A 14,754-nucleotide genomic window follows, 5' to 3' on the forward strand; every position below is an offset into this window, starting at 1 on the left:
CAGAGCCGCTCGCTTTGTCACGCAGCCTTCGGTCCGGGATCCTCTACCCCAGGGATACGCGATCGAGCAGCAGCCCAGCGGCAATCGGCGGCAGGCCGCTGACATTCTTGCGCACCGGCACCAACAGGTCGGGGAAATAGCTGAAGATGACAGGCGTCTCGTCGAGCAGCAGTTTCTGGATGTCGGAGGCCGCCGTGCGCTGCGCGCCGATGTCGAGCGCCTTCAGATAGGAGGTGACCATGCCGTCATAGGCGGTGTTCTTGAAATGCGCCGCGTTCCAAGGGCCGTCGCTGACCAACGGGCTCTTCAGGAAAACGTTCGGCACGCTGCGATGCGCGTAATCGGTGATGCCGAGCGGGCTGTCCAGCCAGTCCGACTGGCCGAACACAGCCTTGCCGTAATATTTGTCCTGGTCCTCGATGTTGAGCGCGATGCGCGCGCCGATCTCCTTGGCAAAATTCTGAAACAATTGCGCGTAGCCGGGAATATCGGAATAGCGCAGCGTCGTCAGCGTGATGTCGAAGCCGCCGGCCAGCCCCGCCGCTTCCATCAACTGCTTGGCCTTGGCGATGTCCTGCGCACGCTGCGGGATCGATTTGTCGGTGGCCGGGAAGGCCGGCGCGAACGGGCTGTCATTGCCGGTCGCCGCCATGCCGCGGCAAAGCCCGTCGACCAGTTTCGAGCGGTCGATGCAGAGCGCCAGCGCCTGGCGTACGCGCTTGTCGGTGAACGGCGCCATGTCGCAGCGCATGTGCAACTGGCGATGCGCGGTCGAGGCGACGCGCAGAACGGTGATATCGGGGCTGTTCAGCACCACCTGGCTGACATCCAGCGGCACGGCGTCGAGCAGGTCGACCTCGCCCGCCTGCAGTGCCAGGATGCGCGGCTGCACGTCGCCGTAGAATTTGAATTCGAGCCGGTCGGGCAGCGCCTTCTCGCCCCAATAGTCGGGGTTGCGGATGAAGGTGGCGCCGACCTTCGGCGTGTAGCTCTCCAGCCGGAACGGGCCGGTGCCTTCGAAGGTCTTTTCGTAGTCGCCCTTGTAGCTCGCCGGCAGGATGACGGCGTTGTAATTGTCGATCGACACCGAATAGGGAAAGCTTCCGTTCGGCGCATCGAGATGGAAGGCGACGGTGTGGTCGTCCACCTTCTGCGTGCCGCCTTTCGACAGCAAGCCCTTGAACACCGAAAGGGCGTTGGAGGCGCCGGCGGGATCGGCAAGCCGGTCGAAGGTGGCGACGACGTCGTCCGCCTTGAACTCCTCGCCACTGTGGAATTTCACGCCCTTGCGCAGCTTGAAGGTCCAGACGCTGCCGTCCTCGTTCGGCGCCCAGCTCTCGGCCAGCACCGGCTTCAGGGTCAGGTCCGGTTGGGTGACGCAGAGAAATTCGGCGGTCTGGAACACCAGCTGGTAGCTGCCGCTGTCATAATAGGTGACAGGGTCGATGGCGCCGCCCGGCGTGGCGATGCCGGCGCGCACCGTGCCGCCAGGCTTGCCTTCGGCGCGGGCCGGCTGTGTGCCGTAACCGGCAGCGGCAACCAGGCTGCCCAGGAATGGCAGCGACAGGCCGAGTAGGCTGCCATGCCTGAGGAAATCGCGCCGGCCGATGCGGCCGGCCAGCAATTCGTCGACAGCGGAATTTTCGATGGCGCTTAAAGTCTTGCGGGCGGCATCGATGGTCTGGAAATGCTTCGGCATAGGCGGCATTCCTGTTTTCGCGGGGGCTGCGCCAAATAGTTCACTGTTGACCCCGACCGGAAAGCGATATTTTTTGATGGCGGCCATCGAAATTTTCGATGGCGGAGCCAAATCATGGACACTGAGAATCTGCGCAGTTTTCTCGAGGTTGCCACGCATGGCAGCTTCACCGTCGCCGCCAGCCGGCTGAACCTCGCCCAATCCACGGTCAGCGCGCGGATCAGAGGGCTGGAGGAGCAATTGGGGCGCCGGCTTTTCGTCCGCGACCGCGACGGCGTCACGCTGACGCCAGCCGGCCGCCAGTTCCTGCCGCACGCCTCCACGATCACCCGCACCTGGGAGCAGTCGCGACAGGACATCGCGGTTCCCGATGGCTATGAGACGCTGCTGCGGCTCACCGCGCCCGCTTATCTCTGGGACCGCATCACCTCGTCCTGGATTGCCTGGATGCGTGAAAGGCGACCCAACGTGGCGCTCCGGCTCGAAGGCAGTTTCCCCGACCAGGCGATCGACCAACTAGCGGAAGGCCTGCTCGACATCTGCATCCTCTATCTGCCGCGGCCGCATCCCGGCGTCGTCTATGAGACGCTGGCCGTCGATCAGGTCGTGCTCGTCCAGCATGCCGCACAGACCAGGCCATGGACCGAGAATTACATTTTCATGGACTGGGGGCTGGAGTTCCGCATCGAGCACGACCGCGCCTTTGCCGGCATGGTCAAGCCGGCCATATCCGCCGGGTTGGTGTTCATCGGCCTGCAGCATGTGCTGTCGCAGCAGGCCGCCGCCTATCTGCCGCTCAGCGCCGTCAGCGGCCACATCGAGCGCGGCGAGATGCGCCGCATCGAGGACGCGCCGGTGTTCCAGCGGCCGATCTATCTCGCCTATCCCGCTAATCCGGCCTCGTCGGATACGCTCAATGTTGCGCTCGATGGATTGCGCGCGCTGGCCAGCGACTGGACGCCGGGCCAGGGCTTTGCCGAAGGCGACCGCGTCTTCAGCATGGCCGATACCTATCGGGGCTGACCAACCTCAGGCAGGCACTGGCTGCTTCGGCGCCTGCAGCCTTGCCAGTTCCGCATAGGGAATGTGGCAACGGATCGAATGGCCCGGCTGGGCTTCGCTCAGCGGCGGCTCCTTTTCCTCGCAGATCGCGCCGATCTTGCGCGGGCAGCGCGTGTGGAAGACGCAGCCCGAAGGCGGATTGGTGGCGCTGGGGATTTCGCCGTCGAGGCGAATGCGCGCTGTCTCGGTCTGGTCGAGTTTTGGCACCGCCGACAGCAGCGCTTCCGTATAGGGGTGATGCGGCCCGGCAAAGACGTTCTCGGACGGCCCGAGTTCCATGATGCGCCCGAGATAGAGCACGGCGATCTTGTCGGAGAGGTAACGCACCACGCCAAGGTCGTGCGAGATGAAGATGTAGCTGACGTCCTCCTTCGACTGCAGGTCGGCGAGCAGATTGAGGATCGCCGCCTGCACCGAAACGTCGAGCGCCGAGGTCGGCTCGTCGCAGACGACGATGCGCGGTTCGCCGGCGAAAGCGCGCGCAATGGCGACGCGCTGCTTCAGCCCGCCCGAGAGCTGGCGCGGCTTGACGGCGAGATGGCGGTCGGTGAGCCGCACCGAGCGCACCAACTCTTCGAGCCGGGCCTGCAGTGCGGCGCCCTTCAGACCTGCCAGCCGCTTTAGCGCCCGGCTGATCAGATGGCGGATCGAATGCGAACGATTGAGCGCCGAATCCGGGTTCTGGAAGACGATCTGCATCGCCTTGATCTGGTCGTCGCTACGGTTCTGCAGCCGTGGCGCCAACGCCTTGCCTTCGAGTTCGATCGTGCCGCCTTCATCTGGCGGCACAAGGCCGAGCAGCAGCCGTGCAAACGTCGTCTTGCCGCTGCCGGATTCGCCGACCAGGCCGAGCGTCTCTCCGGGCCGCAGGCTGACCGAGACATCCTTCACCGCCCGCAGCGCATGGCCATGGCTGGCATAGGTCTTGTTCAATCCGTCGACGCGCAGCACCGCCGGGGCTTCCTTGCGGGCAGGCACCGCGACATCGCTCGGCGTCGCGCGCGGCAGCGCCTGCGCCTGTTCGTGATAGTGGCAGCGCGACAGTCTTCCGCCGAGATCGTAGAGCGGCGGCAATTCGGTGCGGCAGCGATCCGTCGCCAGCGCGCAGCGGTCGGCGAAGGCGCACCCCCTAATGGTGGCGCCGATGCCGGGCAGGAAGCCCGGAATGGTGTCGAGGCGGCCATGGTCCTTGCGCTGGCCGCCGCGCGGCAGGCAGCGCAGCAACGCCACCGTGTAGGGATGGCGTGGATCGCTGAACACTCTCTCCGTCGGCCCTTCCTCGACCAGCATGCCGGCATAGAGCACGCCGACCCGGTCGCACATGTTGGAGACGACGGCGAGGTTGTGGCTGATGAACAGGATCGAGGCCGAAAGCTCCTGCCGCAGCTGCGCGATCAGGTCGAGCACCTCGGCCTCCACCGTCGCATCGAGACCGGTCGTCGGCTCGTCGAGGATCAGCATGGTCGGGTCGTTGGCGAGCGCCATGGCAATCGCCACGCGCTGCTGCATGCCGCCCGAAAGCTGGTGCGGATAGCGTTGCATGACGCTCTTCGGATCGGAAATGCGCACGCGGTTCAGCATGGCGATGGCGCGCTCTTCGGCCGCCTGTCCGGCAACGCCGCCAAGCTCGAAGATTTCGGTCAACTGGCGGCCGATGCGCAGCGACGGGTTCAGCGCTTTGCCGGGGTCCTGATAGACCATCGACACGCTGTCGGCGCGGGCGCGTCTGAGCGCCTCGGCGTCGAGCTTCATCACATCCTGGCCGTCGAGCGAAATCGCGCCGCCGGTGATCGAACCGTTGCGCGGGAGATAACGCACCACGGTCAGCGCCACGGTGGATTTGCCGCAGCCGGATTCGCCGACCAGCCCATAGGCCTCGCCCTGGCCGATGGTGAGGCTGAGATTGCGCAGCACCGCGCGGTTGCGGCCGTTGACGCGGTAGGCGACGGAGAGGTCGTGCAGTTCGAGCGCGTTGGTCTCAGTCATTGAGCGCCCCTTGAACGCCGTCGGCCGCCAGGTTGACGCCGATCACCAGCGAGGCGATGGCGAGCGCGTCGAACAGCACCGTCCACCAAAAACCGCCGCCGATCATGCCGTAGTTCGAGGAGATCGACAGGCCCCAGTCGGGCGAGGGCGGCTGGATGCCGAAGCCCATGAAGGACAGCGTGGCGACGGCGAAGATCGCATAGCCGAGGCGCACCGTGGTCTCGACCAGGATAGGCGGAATAACATTGGGCAGGATCTCGACGAACATCGTGTGCACAGCACTTTCATGCCTGAGCTGGGCCGCGGCGACATAGTCGAGCTCGCGCTCGGCAAGCACGGCCGAGCGCACGGTCCGCGCAATGATCGGTGCGAAGCTCAGGCCGATGACGACGATGACCGTTGCCTTCGATGTGCCGAGCGCGACGATGGCGAGTAAGGCGACGATGACCACCGGGATCGCCATGAAGGCTTCGAGGATGCGACTGACGACGTCGTCGACAATGCCCCGGAAATAGCCGGTGAAGAGACCGAGCGCGGTGCCCGCCACGGTCGCCAGCAACGTCGCCAGCGGCGCCACCGTCAGAATGTCACGCGAACCGACGATGACGCGCGAGAAGACGTCGCGGCCGATCTGGTCGGTGCCGAACCAGTGCTCGCCCGAAGGCGGCGCCAGCGCGTTGATGATGTCGTCGGCAAGCGGGTCATAGGGCGCGAAATGCTCGCCGAACAGCGCGCAGGCGACCCAGAACAGCACGATGCCGAGGCCGACCAGAAAGGTCGGCGACCGCAGCTGCGAGAAGAACACTTCGGCCCAGGGGCCGCGCCGGGCGGCAGTGTCAGGCGCCGGGATTGTGTCGGTGGCGCTCATTGATCTGTCCCCAAGCGAATGCGTGGATTGAGCACGGAATAGAGAAAGTCGGCGGCAAGGGTCGCCACCGCATAGACGATGCCGATGGTCAGGATGCCGGCTTCGAGGATCGGGAAATCCTTGCCGCGCGCGGCGGTAAAGATCAGCGAACCGATGCCCTGGTAGCGAAACAGCGTTTCGATGACGACGAGACCGCCGATGAGATAGCCGGTCTGCGTCGCAATCACCGTGATGGTCGGCAGCAGCGCATTGCGAAGCACATGGCGCCAGATCACCGTTCGCCACGGCAGGCCCTTGAGCACCGCGGTTCGCGTATAGTCGGAATCGAGCGCCTCGATCATGCCGGAGCGCGCCATGCGGGCGATGTAACCGAACAGCACCAGGAACAGCGGCAGCGACGGCAGGATCAAATAGTAGAGCTGGGTGAAGAAGCCGGCGTCCTTCGGCCATGCAGCCGAGATCGGCAGCCAGCGCAGCCACACGCCGAAGATCAGGATCAGGATGATGCCGGTGACGAACTCCGGCAGCACCGTCACCGACAGGCCGCCGAGGCTGATGATGCGGTCGAGCGGCCGGTTGAGGTTGAGCGCGGCAATCACGCCGCCGAGAATGCCGATCGGCACCACCAGCACGAAGGCGACGGCGGCGAGCTTCATCGAATTGACGAGCGCATCCAGCACGAACGGCGCCACCGGCGAGCGGAAGATATAGGACGTGCCCATGTCGCCCTGGATGAAATTCCAGATCCAGCTGCCATATTGGGTAAGCAGCGGACGGTCGACGCCGAGCGTGTGGTTCAGCGCGTCGACGGCGCGCTGATCGGCAAACGGCCCCAGTATGGCGCGCCCGACATTTCCGGGCAGCACCTGGCCGCCCAGAAACACCATGATCGAGAGCAGGAACAGCGTGACGAGCGACAACGACACACGCCGGGCGAGGAAAGAGAGAATGGCTAGGACTCCTTGCTGAGCCAGCCCCCATCAGGGAGCTGGCTGTTAGAGGATTGGCTTTCTCTTTCCGTTCAGGCTTTCGACGCCTTGTCGAGGAACAGCTGCGACATCGCCGTCGGCTGCACGCCGGTCACGCCCTTCGCCGTCGCCGTCAGGTAGTCGTAGAAATAGCCGAAGATGACAGGCGTTTCCTCAAGCAGCAGCTTCTGGATCTTGCCGGCGTCGGCCTTCTGCGCTTCGAGGTCGAGGGCCGCGATGTAGCTGGTAGCCAGCGCGTCGTAGTCCTTGTTCTTGAAGTGCGCCGCGTTCCAGGTGCCTTCGCTCTTCAGCGGCGCCGCCAGATAGACATTCGGCACGCCGCGGTGGCCGTAATCGGTGATGCCCATCGCCGAATCCAGCCAGTTCGATTTGCCGAATACCGCATCTCCATAATAGGCGCCCTGGTCGAGAATGTTGAGCTCCAGCTCGATGCCGATTTCCTTGACCCAGTTCTGGACGAGCTGGGCGTATTCCGGAATCTCCAGATAGCGCTCGGTGGTGAGCGTCATCTTGAAGCCTGAGCCGACGCCGGCAGCTTCCATCAGCTGCTTGGCCTGCGCGATGTCCTGCTTGCGCTGCGGCACGCTGGTGTCGGTCGAGGGATAGACGGCGGCGAACGGGCTGTCATTGCCGAGCGCCGAGCGTCCCTTCATCAGACCGGCGGCCAGCTTTTCGCGGTCGAGGCAGAGCGCGATGGCGCGGCGCACGCGAGCGTCCTTCGTCGGGCCTTCATCGCAGTGCATATGCAATTGCTGATGCGCGGACGACTTCAGGCTGATGATGTCGACGCTCGGATCGTTGAGCAGCGCCACGCCCGACAGCACCGGCATCTGGTTGATGATGTCGACCTGTCCGCCTTGCAAGGCCAGGATCATCGGCTGCATGTCGGCAAAGAAGGTGAACTCGGTGCGTTCCGGCAGCGCCTTCGGTCCCCAATAGTTCTCGTTGCGGACGAAGGAGGCACCGACCTTCGGCGTGTACTTTTCGATCTTGAACGGCCCGGTGCCGTCAAAGCTCTTCTCGTAGTCGCCCTTGTAGCTCGCCGGCACGATGACGGCGTTGTAGTTGTCCGACGACAGCATGTAGGGGAAGTTGCCATTCGGCGCGTCAAGATGGAATTCGACCGTATAGTCGTCGACCTTCTTCGAGGCGCCCTTCTTCAGGATGCCATTGAACACCGACAGCGCATTGGAGGAGTTCGCCGGATCGGCGAGCCGGTCGATGCTGGCCACCACGTCGTCGGCCTTCATCTCGCCGCCCGAGTGGAATTTTACGCCCTTGCGCAGCGTGAACGTCCACACCGTGCCGTCCGCGTTCGGCTTCCAGCTTTCGGCAAGTGCGGGCTGCAGCACCAGGTCGGGGCCGTCGATGCAGAGAAATTCGGCCACCTGCTGCATCACCAGCAGGCCGCCGGCGTCGGCAATGGTCACCGGATCGATCGCCGCGGCAGGCACGCTGCTGGCCACGCGGATGGTTGCGCCTGGCGCCCCTTGAGCGCGGGCGAGCGAAGGCATGCCGCCGAAGCCGGCCGCGGTGGTGATGCCGCCGAGAAGCGGCAGCGACAGGCCGAGCAGGCTGCCGTGGCGAATGAACTCACGGCGGCTGACGCGGCCGTCGACGAGCCCGTCGATCAGGTGATTTTCGAGCGGCGTGCGCTGGCGCCGGATGAGGTCGAGAAGGCGGTAATTCTTGATCATGGGTTCTACCCTTTCCCCTGTGTTCTTGTCGTTGGCTGGTGTGTGTATGGCTGACGAAATTCCGTGGAGTTCTCCTTATCCCGGCCGTCAACGAAGTCTTTCGACCGGGACTGTAGCATGCGATTTTCCGCGGTCCATCTGGTCCACGAGGAGGGACCGGATTTTGCGAGGCATCTGCTTTTTACCCGTTCGTCCCGCGCGCTTGCGATCATTGTCACAGCCGCAGGCTTCTCTTCTTGTATCCTTCTCTTGTCGGCTTGTGTGATCACTCCTCGTTGTTTTGATGCAATTGCGGACCGAAAACCGCCTAGTTCAACGGCAGCCGGCGGTAGGTGCCGGGCTTTTCCGGATCGTGGTATTTGTTGCACGGCCCGTTCTCGATAAAGTCGCGATGGCAGGCGGCAAGCCTTTCCTGCGACAGCGTGACGCCGAGGCCATGGCCTTCCGGCACGGCCACGACATTGTTCCTGGGCGAAAACGGTCCTTCCTCGATGATGTCCATCGGCTGCATGCGAAACAGCGACTGGTTGGGTTCCCGGATCCAGCCAAGTGCCGCGCACAGATGCAGGTAGACTGCGCTGCCGACGCCGGTGTCGCCGCTGTAGCACCAGTAGTCGATGCCGGCGTGCTCGCAGGCACCGACGAAGCGCTGCATGCGGTTAATGCCGCCATGCGCCGTCGGATGGCCGACGAAAGCGTCCGGCACCTTCAGCTCCATGGCGCGGGCAATGTCGATATTGTGGGTCGAGAACGGGATCGAGGTGTGACGGCGCAACTCGCGCATCTCTTCGATGCTCGCCACCGGATCCTCCCAGTTGCGGACGCCAAGCTCTTCCAGCGGCCGCGCCAGTTGCCGGGCCGTGGCCAGCGAATAGGCCTGGTTGGAATCGATGCGGATCATGACCTCGTCGCCGAGCTTTTTGCGGATCAGCTCGACCATCTTCAGCGAGAGTTTCGGATCATGCGTCGAGAACTTGCCTTCGAAGAATGTGGTGCCGAAGCGCTCGTTGAGTTCGACGCAATAGTCGGCGACTTCTTCGGGCGTCTTCTCACCTTTCACCTTGGCGCCATCGCCACGCAGTGAAAAATAGTCGGTGAAGGGAATGTTCTTGCGCACGGCGCCGCCGAGCAGCTGGTACAGCGGCTGCTTCCACGCCTTGCCGCGCAGGTCCCACAGCGCCACCTCGATGGCGCCGAAAGCCATGATGCGGGTGCGGTCGTTGATCGACTGCACGCCGCTCCAGAAGGGCAGGCAGACCTCCTCGGCGCCGGCAATGTCGAAGGCGTCGCGGCCGACAAGCCGTGGCGCTAGCACATCGTTGATGATGGCCGCGGCGGCCGGCGTCGGCGCCTCGCCGATGCCGACCAGCCCGTCCTCGGTTTCGACCTCGACGATGGTCGGCGAGAAACCGTCGAGTTCGCCGAACACCCAGACGTAAGGGGCTTCGAGCCGGTAGTTGATTGGCGTTGCCTTGATGCGGCGGATCTTCATCTCAGCCGATCTCGAAGAAGGGTTCGCCGAGCAGGCTCGGATCGACATCGATGCCAAGGCCAGGCCCGTCGGGAATGCCCATATGGCTGCCGGTGACCGGCGGGGCGTTTTTTGCCGTCCGCACCGTCACCCATTCATGGAAGGCAATCGCGTGCAGCCGGCGTTCCGCCGGCGTCGACAGCGACAGATGCGCCATCGCCGCCGTATCGATCTCGGCGCCGCCCGTATCCTCGACGGTGATCATGAAGCCGAGATCGACGGCGACGTCGCGGATCTGCCTTGTCCTGGTCACGCCGCCCAGCCGCGAGATTTTCAGCGTCAGCCCGTCGGCTGCGCCCAGGCGGTGAATTTCCAGCATCGCCTCGAGCGAGATGACGCTCTCGTCGAGCACCATCGGCTTGTCGAGCATGCGGCGCACCGACATGTTTTCCTCGATCGTCGTGCAGGGCTGCTCGAACGTGTAGTCGATGCCGCGCGTGGCGTCGGCGAACTGCCGCGCCTGATAGGGCGTCCAGCCGGCATTGGCGTCGCAGAAGATGACGGTGCCTTTCGGCACGGCCGAAGCGACTGTCGTCACGCGCTCGATGTCGTCATGCACATTGCCGCCGACCTTGACCTGCAGGCGGCGGCAGCCCTCGGCGATGATCCTCTTGGCCAGTGCCGCCATCTGGTCGAGCGTGCCATGGGTGACGACGCGGTAGGTCTCCGCCATGTCGCTTTCGCGGCCGCCGAGCATGGTCACCAGCGGCACGTCGGCGGCGCGGGCGGCAAGATCCCAGCAGGCCATGTCGAGCGCCGACTTGATATAGGGGTGGCCCTTGAACACCGTATCCATCAGCCGGCCGATCCCGGCATGGCCGCGCGGATCCTGGCCAATCAAATGCGGTGCGATCTCCGGCACGCCCGCGCGCGTTCCCGCCGGAAAAGCGGCCGAGTAGAAATTGCCGAGCGGCGCCATCTCGCCCCAGCCGGTCACGCCGCTGTCGGAGGTGATGGCCACGATCACCGCGTCGAAGCAGTCGGCCTCCCGCCCCTTCGACATGCGGTAAGGCCCGTCCACGAAGGGCTGCACGACACGATAGGCCTTGATGGTTTTGATCTGCACTTGTGTACGTCCGTTGTCGCTTGGTTTGAGGAGGATCAGCCCTTCGACGTCCGCTGTTCGAGGCTGCGCGCATAGGCAAGCAGCTCTTCGAAATCGAGGTCGATATGCTCACGCGCATGGCGCTGGGCGGCACGCATGTCGGCGCCCTTTAGGAGCCGCACATAGGTCTCGTGGACGTCTTCCGCCGGCACCGGCTCGTTGCGCGCCCGCTGGTGCAGGGCAAAATACATTTGCAACCGGCTGGTCAGCCGCTGCCAGGTTTCCAAGAGCACCGAATTGTCGGCCCATTCATAAATCAGCCCGTGCAATTGCAGGGCGGTTTCGATCTGGCGGGTGGTGTCGAGCGCGCGCGTCGCCTGCTTGACCGTGTCGTGGCGGCGGTCGAGCTCGTCGAAGAAGCGCTGATCGCGCAACTTCCAGGTCCGCTCGATGGCGAATTCGTCGAGCACCTTGTTCAGCGAATAGGCGTCATCGATGTCCTTGGCGGTGACATCGATGACGAAAGTGCCGGCATAGGGAATGCTGGTCAGTATGCCTTCCTGCACCAGCTCGCGCATCGCCTCGCGCAACGGCGCGCGGCTGACCCGCATCTGCTCGGAAATCCTCAGCTCGTTGAGTTTTTGTCCGGGTTCCAGCTGGCCGGTCAGGATCGCGCGCCTGAGCAGCGCGACGATCTCGGCCCGCCGTGTCGTATCCGCGATCGGACTGAAATCCAGCTTGGCCATGTCGCCACTCCAGTGAGAGCCGGAAACAAGACAAGCAGATTGTCGACAATCCTACAAGAGGTCATTTCTGGATTCTTGTGGCCGGGTGGCGTGTCGGCCTTTCGGCCTCATGCCGCTCGTCCGTAGAAGCCGACGCGCTCCTCCGGGCTGAACATCACGCCCGGCTTCTCATAGTAGGAAAACACCGCGATCATCCGCTCGCGCTCGCCCTGAACGGTGGTGACGCGATGCGCGGTGTTCTTGCCGCGGAAGACGTTCAGCGTGCCGGGCTTCAGGCGCAGGATCTTGGCTTCGGGATCGCGCCCTTCGAGCAGTTTTGCGACGCCGTCATAGTTGGGATTGTCGTCGGACCGCAGATCGGTGCGGTACTCGAAATCGCCGCCGCGCTCCGGCGCCTGCAGCAACAGTGTAGTGGTGAACTCCGAACGGTCGAAATGCCAGTTCAGCGCCTCGCCGGCGCGGTAAGCCATGACATTGGTGCGCGCCAGCGGATCCTGCATGACATGCAGCCTGGTCTTGCCCATCGCTGCCGCCAGGAAGCGCAGCAGCGGCTCGTATTCGTAGATGGCAAGCACGGTGCTGCCCGGGATCTGGTCGGCGCAGACCGTGTGGCTGATGGTCTCGACCTTGCGCAGCGCTGGGTGATCAGGAGCGAGTTCGGGAAGGTCCGGCTTGAAGTAGATATTGTGCATGCGCTTGTGCACATGCGAGCGCGCCGCCATCACCGGCTGTATCTCGCCGACCGCCTTTTCGGCGACGCCAGGGCGCAAAAACCCTTCGAGATTGAACATGCCGTCGGCTTCGAGCGCGGCGACGGAGGCGTCCACCAGACGCTGCCATTCGGGGCTGCCTTCGCGGTCGAGCGGATAGCGGTCGAGATCGAGAATGTCTTTCATGGTCAAATGCTCCGGTTTCGAACGCAGAAGACGACAAAAAAATCTTTCTCTCAACGCGGAAAATAATTAGGGTTGCCCAAGAAAATATTGAGGAAGCGATATGGAGAAACTCCCGCCCTTAAACGCCGTGCGGGCTTTCGAGGTCGCCGCGCGCGCCGGCTCCTTCACGCTCGCCGCCACTGAGCTTGGCGTCTCCTCGGCCGCGGTCAGCCAGCAGATCCGCAATCTCGAAGGCTGGTTCGGCAAGCAGCTTTTCGTGCGCAACGGCAACCGCATCACGCTGACCGATGCCGGCCATGCCATCTACCCGCAGACGGCCCGCGCGCTCGGCGATATAGCGGCGGTCGGCCGGCGCATGCTGGAGGGTGGCGTGCGGCCGCGTCTTGTCGTCAGCGTGCCGTTCTCGCTGGCGGAATTGTGGCTGGCGCCCCGGCTGGCGGAACTGCTCGACGGCTTCCCGCAGATGGCGATCGATATCCGCGTCGAGGACGATCCGGTCGATGTCGTGCGCCAGAGCATCGACCTGCGCATCTCCTATGGCGATTATCACTATCCGGCGCTGCGCATGGTGAGGCTGGTGCATGACGAGGTGCTGCCGGTCGCGTCGCCCAATTTTTTGAAGCGCCACGGCAACGTGTTGGCGGATATGCATGAGAGCCAGTTCATCCACACCAATTGGGGGCCGAACTACGCCTCGCATCCAAGCTGGGCGGACTGGTTCGCGGCGGCCGGTAGCAGTCGTGCGCCGGACCCTTCGCACGGCCGCCGCGTCGGCCTGTCCAGCCTGGCAATATCGGCGGCACGGTTGGGATTGGGGGTGGCGCTTGGCCAAAGGACGATGGCGGGTGCCGATCTCGAAGCGGGCCGCCTGATCGCGCTGTCCCAGGTCTCCGTTCGGCTCGGCCAGCCCTACTGCGCTTTCATGCTGCTGGCGAAAGCCGAACGCGCCGACATTGCCGGGCTTGTCGCACTGCTCGCTGCGCCAGAAAGGATGCGCAGCGCTCCATAAAAAACGGCGCCCTCGGCGTGGAAACCGAGGGCGCCACAGAAACCGGGGCTGATGGGGGTTATCAGCTGGCCGGCTTTTCCTGAGGCAATGGCGAGATCGGCATTCCTGGTCCGATCTTCTGCAGATTGCCCGTTATCACCTGGTCGCCTTCGGCAACGCCGCTCAGTACGGCCACCAGATCGCCGCTGTTGGCGCCAAGCGTGACGATGCGCTGGTCGACCGTGTTGCCCTTGCCGACGACATAGACATATTTGCCGAGCTGGCTCGAACCCAGCGCCACCTGCGGCACCATCAGTGCGTCGGGCAGCTGCTTGATGTGCAGCCGCACGCGGACATACTGGCCCGGCAGCAGCGAGAACTTCGCATTGCCGATGGTGGCGCGCGCCGTGATCGTGCCGGTCGAGTGGTCGACCGTGTTGTCGATGAAGGTCAGTTCGCCCTTCTGGCTGGCCTCGGTCTCGCCGGGCAGCAGCACCTCGACCTCGATCGGGCCGGCGGCGCGGGCCTGCTCGATTTCGGCGAGGTCCGTCTCGCTCGGGTTGAAGGTGACGTAAATCGGGTCGAGCTGCACCAGCGTGTTCAGCACCGTGCCTGCAACGCTGACCAGCGTGCCGACCGAAGCCTGGTTGCGGCCGACGCGGCCGGCGAACGGGGCGTGGATTTCGGCATAGCCAAGATTGAGCTCGGCCGTGCGCACCGCCGCCTGGTTAACGGCAAGCGACGCTTCGGCCTGGCGCAAGGTGCTGGTGCGCTGGTCGAAGCCGTCCTTGGCCAGATAGCCGCTCTTGGCGAGTTCGGAACCGCGGCCGAGATTGGAACGCGCATAGTCGAGGCTCGCCTGGTCGCGCTGCACCTCGGCCTTGGCCTGGTCGAGAGCCGCCTGGAAGTCGTCAGGCGAGATCTTGTAGAGCAGGTCGCCCTGGCGCACATCGGCGCCGTCTTCAGCCGTCTGCTCCTCGAGATAACCCGGCACGCGAGCCTGCAAGGTGACGCTGCGGATCGCCTCGATGCGGGCGGCGTAGTCGAGATAGATCGGGATCGTCTTCTTGACCACGCTCGCCACCGGCACCGGCATCACGAATGCCGCTGGCGCCGGCGTCGCTGCCGCCGTGCCGGCATTGAGGCTGAGATTGCCCATGTCGAGGAAGTGAACGCTGGCCACCGAGATCGCCCCCAGGGCGACGGCCGTTCCCAAAGCTATTTTCCATTTACGCATTTTGGTCTCC

General features: G+C 64.2%; 12 protein-coding genes. 2 read left to right on the forward strand and 10 right to left on the reverse strand.

Annotated features, from left to right (window positions below):
- Positions 1 to 43: 43 nt before the first annotated feature.
- Positions 44 to 1,699 (reverse strand): ABC transporter substrate-binding protein, encoded by a 1,656-nt coding sequence (locus AC1DZ8_RS21670; protein WP_477302372.1) that lies wholly within the window; start codon positions 1,697 to 1,699, stop codon positions 44 to 46.
- 114 nt (positions 1,700 to 1,813) lie between these two features.
- On the opposite strand from AC1DZ8_RS21670, the gene AC1DZ8_RS21675 reads away from it, so the two are divergent.
- Positions 1,814 to 2,722 (forward strand): LysR family transcriptional regulator, encoded by a 909-nt coding sequence (locus tag AC1DZ8_RS21675; RefSeq protein ID WP_477302374.1) that lies wholly within the window; start codon positions 1,814 to 1,816, stop codon positions 2,720 to 2,722.
- Positions 2,723 to 2,728: 6 nt separating this feature from the next.
- Here AC1DZ8_RS21675 and AC1DZ8_RS21680 read toward each other — a convergent pair whose 3' ends face one another.
- The 8 genes from AC1DZ8_RS21680 to AC1DZ8_RS21715 all read right to left on the reverse strand — a co-directional run bounded on the left by AC1DZ8_RS21680 (position 2,729) and on the right by AC1DZ8_RS21715 (position 12,519).
- Positions 2,729 to 4,747 carry a dipeptide ABC transporter ATP-binding protein gene (locus AC1DZ8_RS21680; RefSeq protein ID WP_477401615.1) on the reverse strand — a complete coding sequence of 673 codons (2,019 nt, stop codon included), beginning with the start codon at positions 4,745 to 4,747 and terminating at the stop codon, positions 2,729 to 2,731.
- Positions 4,740 to 5,615: an ABC transporter permease gene (locus AC1DZ8_RS21685; protein WP_477302378.1), complete on the reverse strand. Its 876-nt coding sequence runs from the start codon at positions 5,613 to 5,615 to the stop codon at positions 4,740 to 4,742. The genes AC1DZ8_RS21680 and AC1DZ8_RS21685 overlap by 8 nt, the downstream gene beginning before the upstream one ends.
- On the reverse strand, positions 5,612 to 6,565 hold the full coding sequence (locus AC1DZ8_RS21690; protein WP_455860121.1) for an ABC transporter permease: 954 nt from the start codon (positions 6,563 to 6,565) through the stop codon (positions 5,612 to 5,614). Before AC1DZ8_RS21690 ends, AC1DZ8_RS21685 begins: the two co-directional genes overlap by 4 nt.
- 71 nt (positions 6,566 to 6,636) lie before the next feature.
- Positions 6,637 to 8,301 (reverse strand): ABC transporter substrate-binding protein, encoded by a 1,665-nt coding sequence (locus AC1DZ8_RS21695; protein ID WP_477302380.1) that lies wholly within the window; start codon positions 8,299 to 8,301, stop codon positions 6,637 to 6,639.
- Positions 8,302 to 8,608: 307 nt separating this feature from the next.
- Complete coding sequence (locus tag AC1DZ8_RS21700) at positions 8,609 to 9,793, reverse strand: mandelate racemase/muconate lactonizing enzyme family protein (protein ID WP_477302382.1); 1,185 nt, start codon at positions 9,791 to 9,793, stop codon at positions 8,609 to 8,611.
- Between the two features lies 1 nt (position 9,794).
- Positions 9,795 to 10,898, reverse strand: coding sequence for a mandelate racemase/muconate lactonizing enzyme family protein (locus tag AC1DZ8_RS21705; protein ID WP_477302384.1), 1,104 nt, complete (start codon positions 10,896 to 10,898; stop codon positions 9,795 to 9,797).
- A gap of 35 nt (positions 10,899 to 10,933) precedes the next feature.
- Positions 10,934 to 11,623 (reverse strand): GntR family transcriptional regulator, encoded by a 690-nt coding sequence (locus AC1DZ8_RS21710; protein ID WP_477302386.1) that lies wholly within the window; start codon positions 11,621 to 11,623, stop codon positions 10,934 to 10,936.
- Positions 11,624 to 11,730: 107 nt separating this feature from the next.
- Entirely contained in the window at positions 11,731 to 12,519 is a 789-nt protein-coding gene (locus AC1DZ8_RS21715; protein WP_477302388.1) for a HalD/BesD family halogenase, read from the reverse strand.
- Positions 12,520 to 12,619: 100 nt separating this feature from the next.
- Here AC1DZ8_RS21715 and AC1DZ8_RS21720 point away from each other — a divergent pair, with 100 nt between their 5' ends.
- Entirely contained in the window at positions 12,620 to 13,528 is a 909-nt protein-coding gene (locus tag AC1DZ8_RS21720; protein ID WP_477302390.1) for a LysR substrate-binding domain-containing protein, read from the forward strand.
- A 61-nt stretch (positions 13,529 to 13,589) separates the two neighbouring features.
- On the opposite strand, the gene AC1DZ8_RS21725 is transcribed toward AC1DZ8_RS21720, so the two are convergent.
- Positions 13,590 to 14,744: an efflux RND transporter periplasmic adaptor subunit gene (locus AC1DZ8_RS21725; protein ID WP_477302392.1), complete on the reverse strand. Its 1,155-nt coding sequence runs from the start codon at positions 14,742 to 14,744 to the stop codon at positions 13,590 to 13,592.
- Positions 14,745 to 14,754: the final 10 nt, after the last annotated feature.

The organism is Mesorhizobium sp. P2_F7, assembly GCF_056403695.1.

Coding starts and splice junctions, on each gene's coding strand:
- AC1DZ8_RS21670 (WP_477302372.1), bottom strand. CDS start 1,699: ATGCCGAAGCATTTCCAGACCATCGATGCCGCCCGCAAGACTTTAAGC.
- AC1DZ8_RS21675 (WP_477302374.1), top strand. CDS start 1,814: ATGGACACTGAGAATCTGCGCAGTTTTCTCGAGGTTGCCACGCATGGC.
- AC1DZ8_RS21680 (WP_477401615.1), bottom strand. CDS start 4,747: ATGACTGAGACCAACGCGCTCGAACTGCACGACCTCTCCGTCGCCTAC.
- AC1DZ8_RS21685 (WP_477302378.1), bottom strand. CDS start 5,615: ATGAGCGCCACCGACACAATCCCGGCGCCTGACACTGCCGCCCGGCGC.
- AC1DZ8_RS21695 (WP_477302380.1), bottom strand. CDS start 8,301: ATGATCAAGAATTACCGCCTTCTCGACCTCATCCGGCGCCAGCGCACG.
- AC1DZ8_RS21700 (WP_477302382.1), bottom strand. CDS start 9,793: ATGAAGATCCGCCGCATCAAGGCAACGCCAATCAACTACCGGCTCGAA.
- AC1DZ8_RS21710 (WP_477302386.1), bottom strand. CDS start 11,623: ATGGCCAAGCTGGATTTCAGTCCGATCGCGGATACGACACGGCGGGCC.
- AC1DZ8_RS21715 (WP_477302388.1), bottom strand. CDS start 12,519: ATGAAAGACATTCTCGATCTCGACCGCTATCCGCTCGACCGCGAAGGC.
- AC1DZ8_RS21720 (WP_477302390.1), top strand. CDS start 12,620: ATGGAGAAACTCCCGCCCTTAAACGCCGTGCGGGCTTTCGAGGTCGCC.
- AC1DZ8_RS21725 (WP_477302392.1), bottom strand. CDS start 14,744: ATGCGTAAATGGAAAATAGCTTTGGGAACGGCCGTCGCCCTGGGGGCG.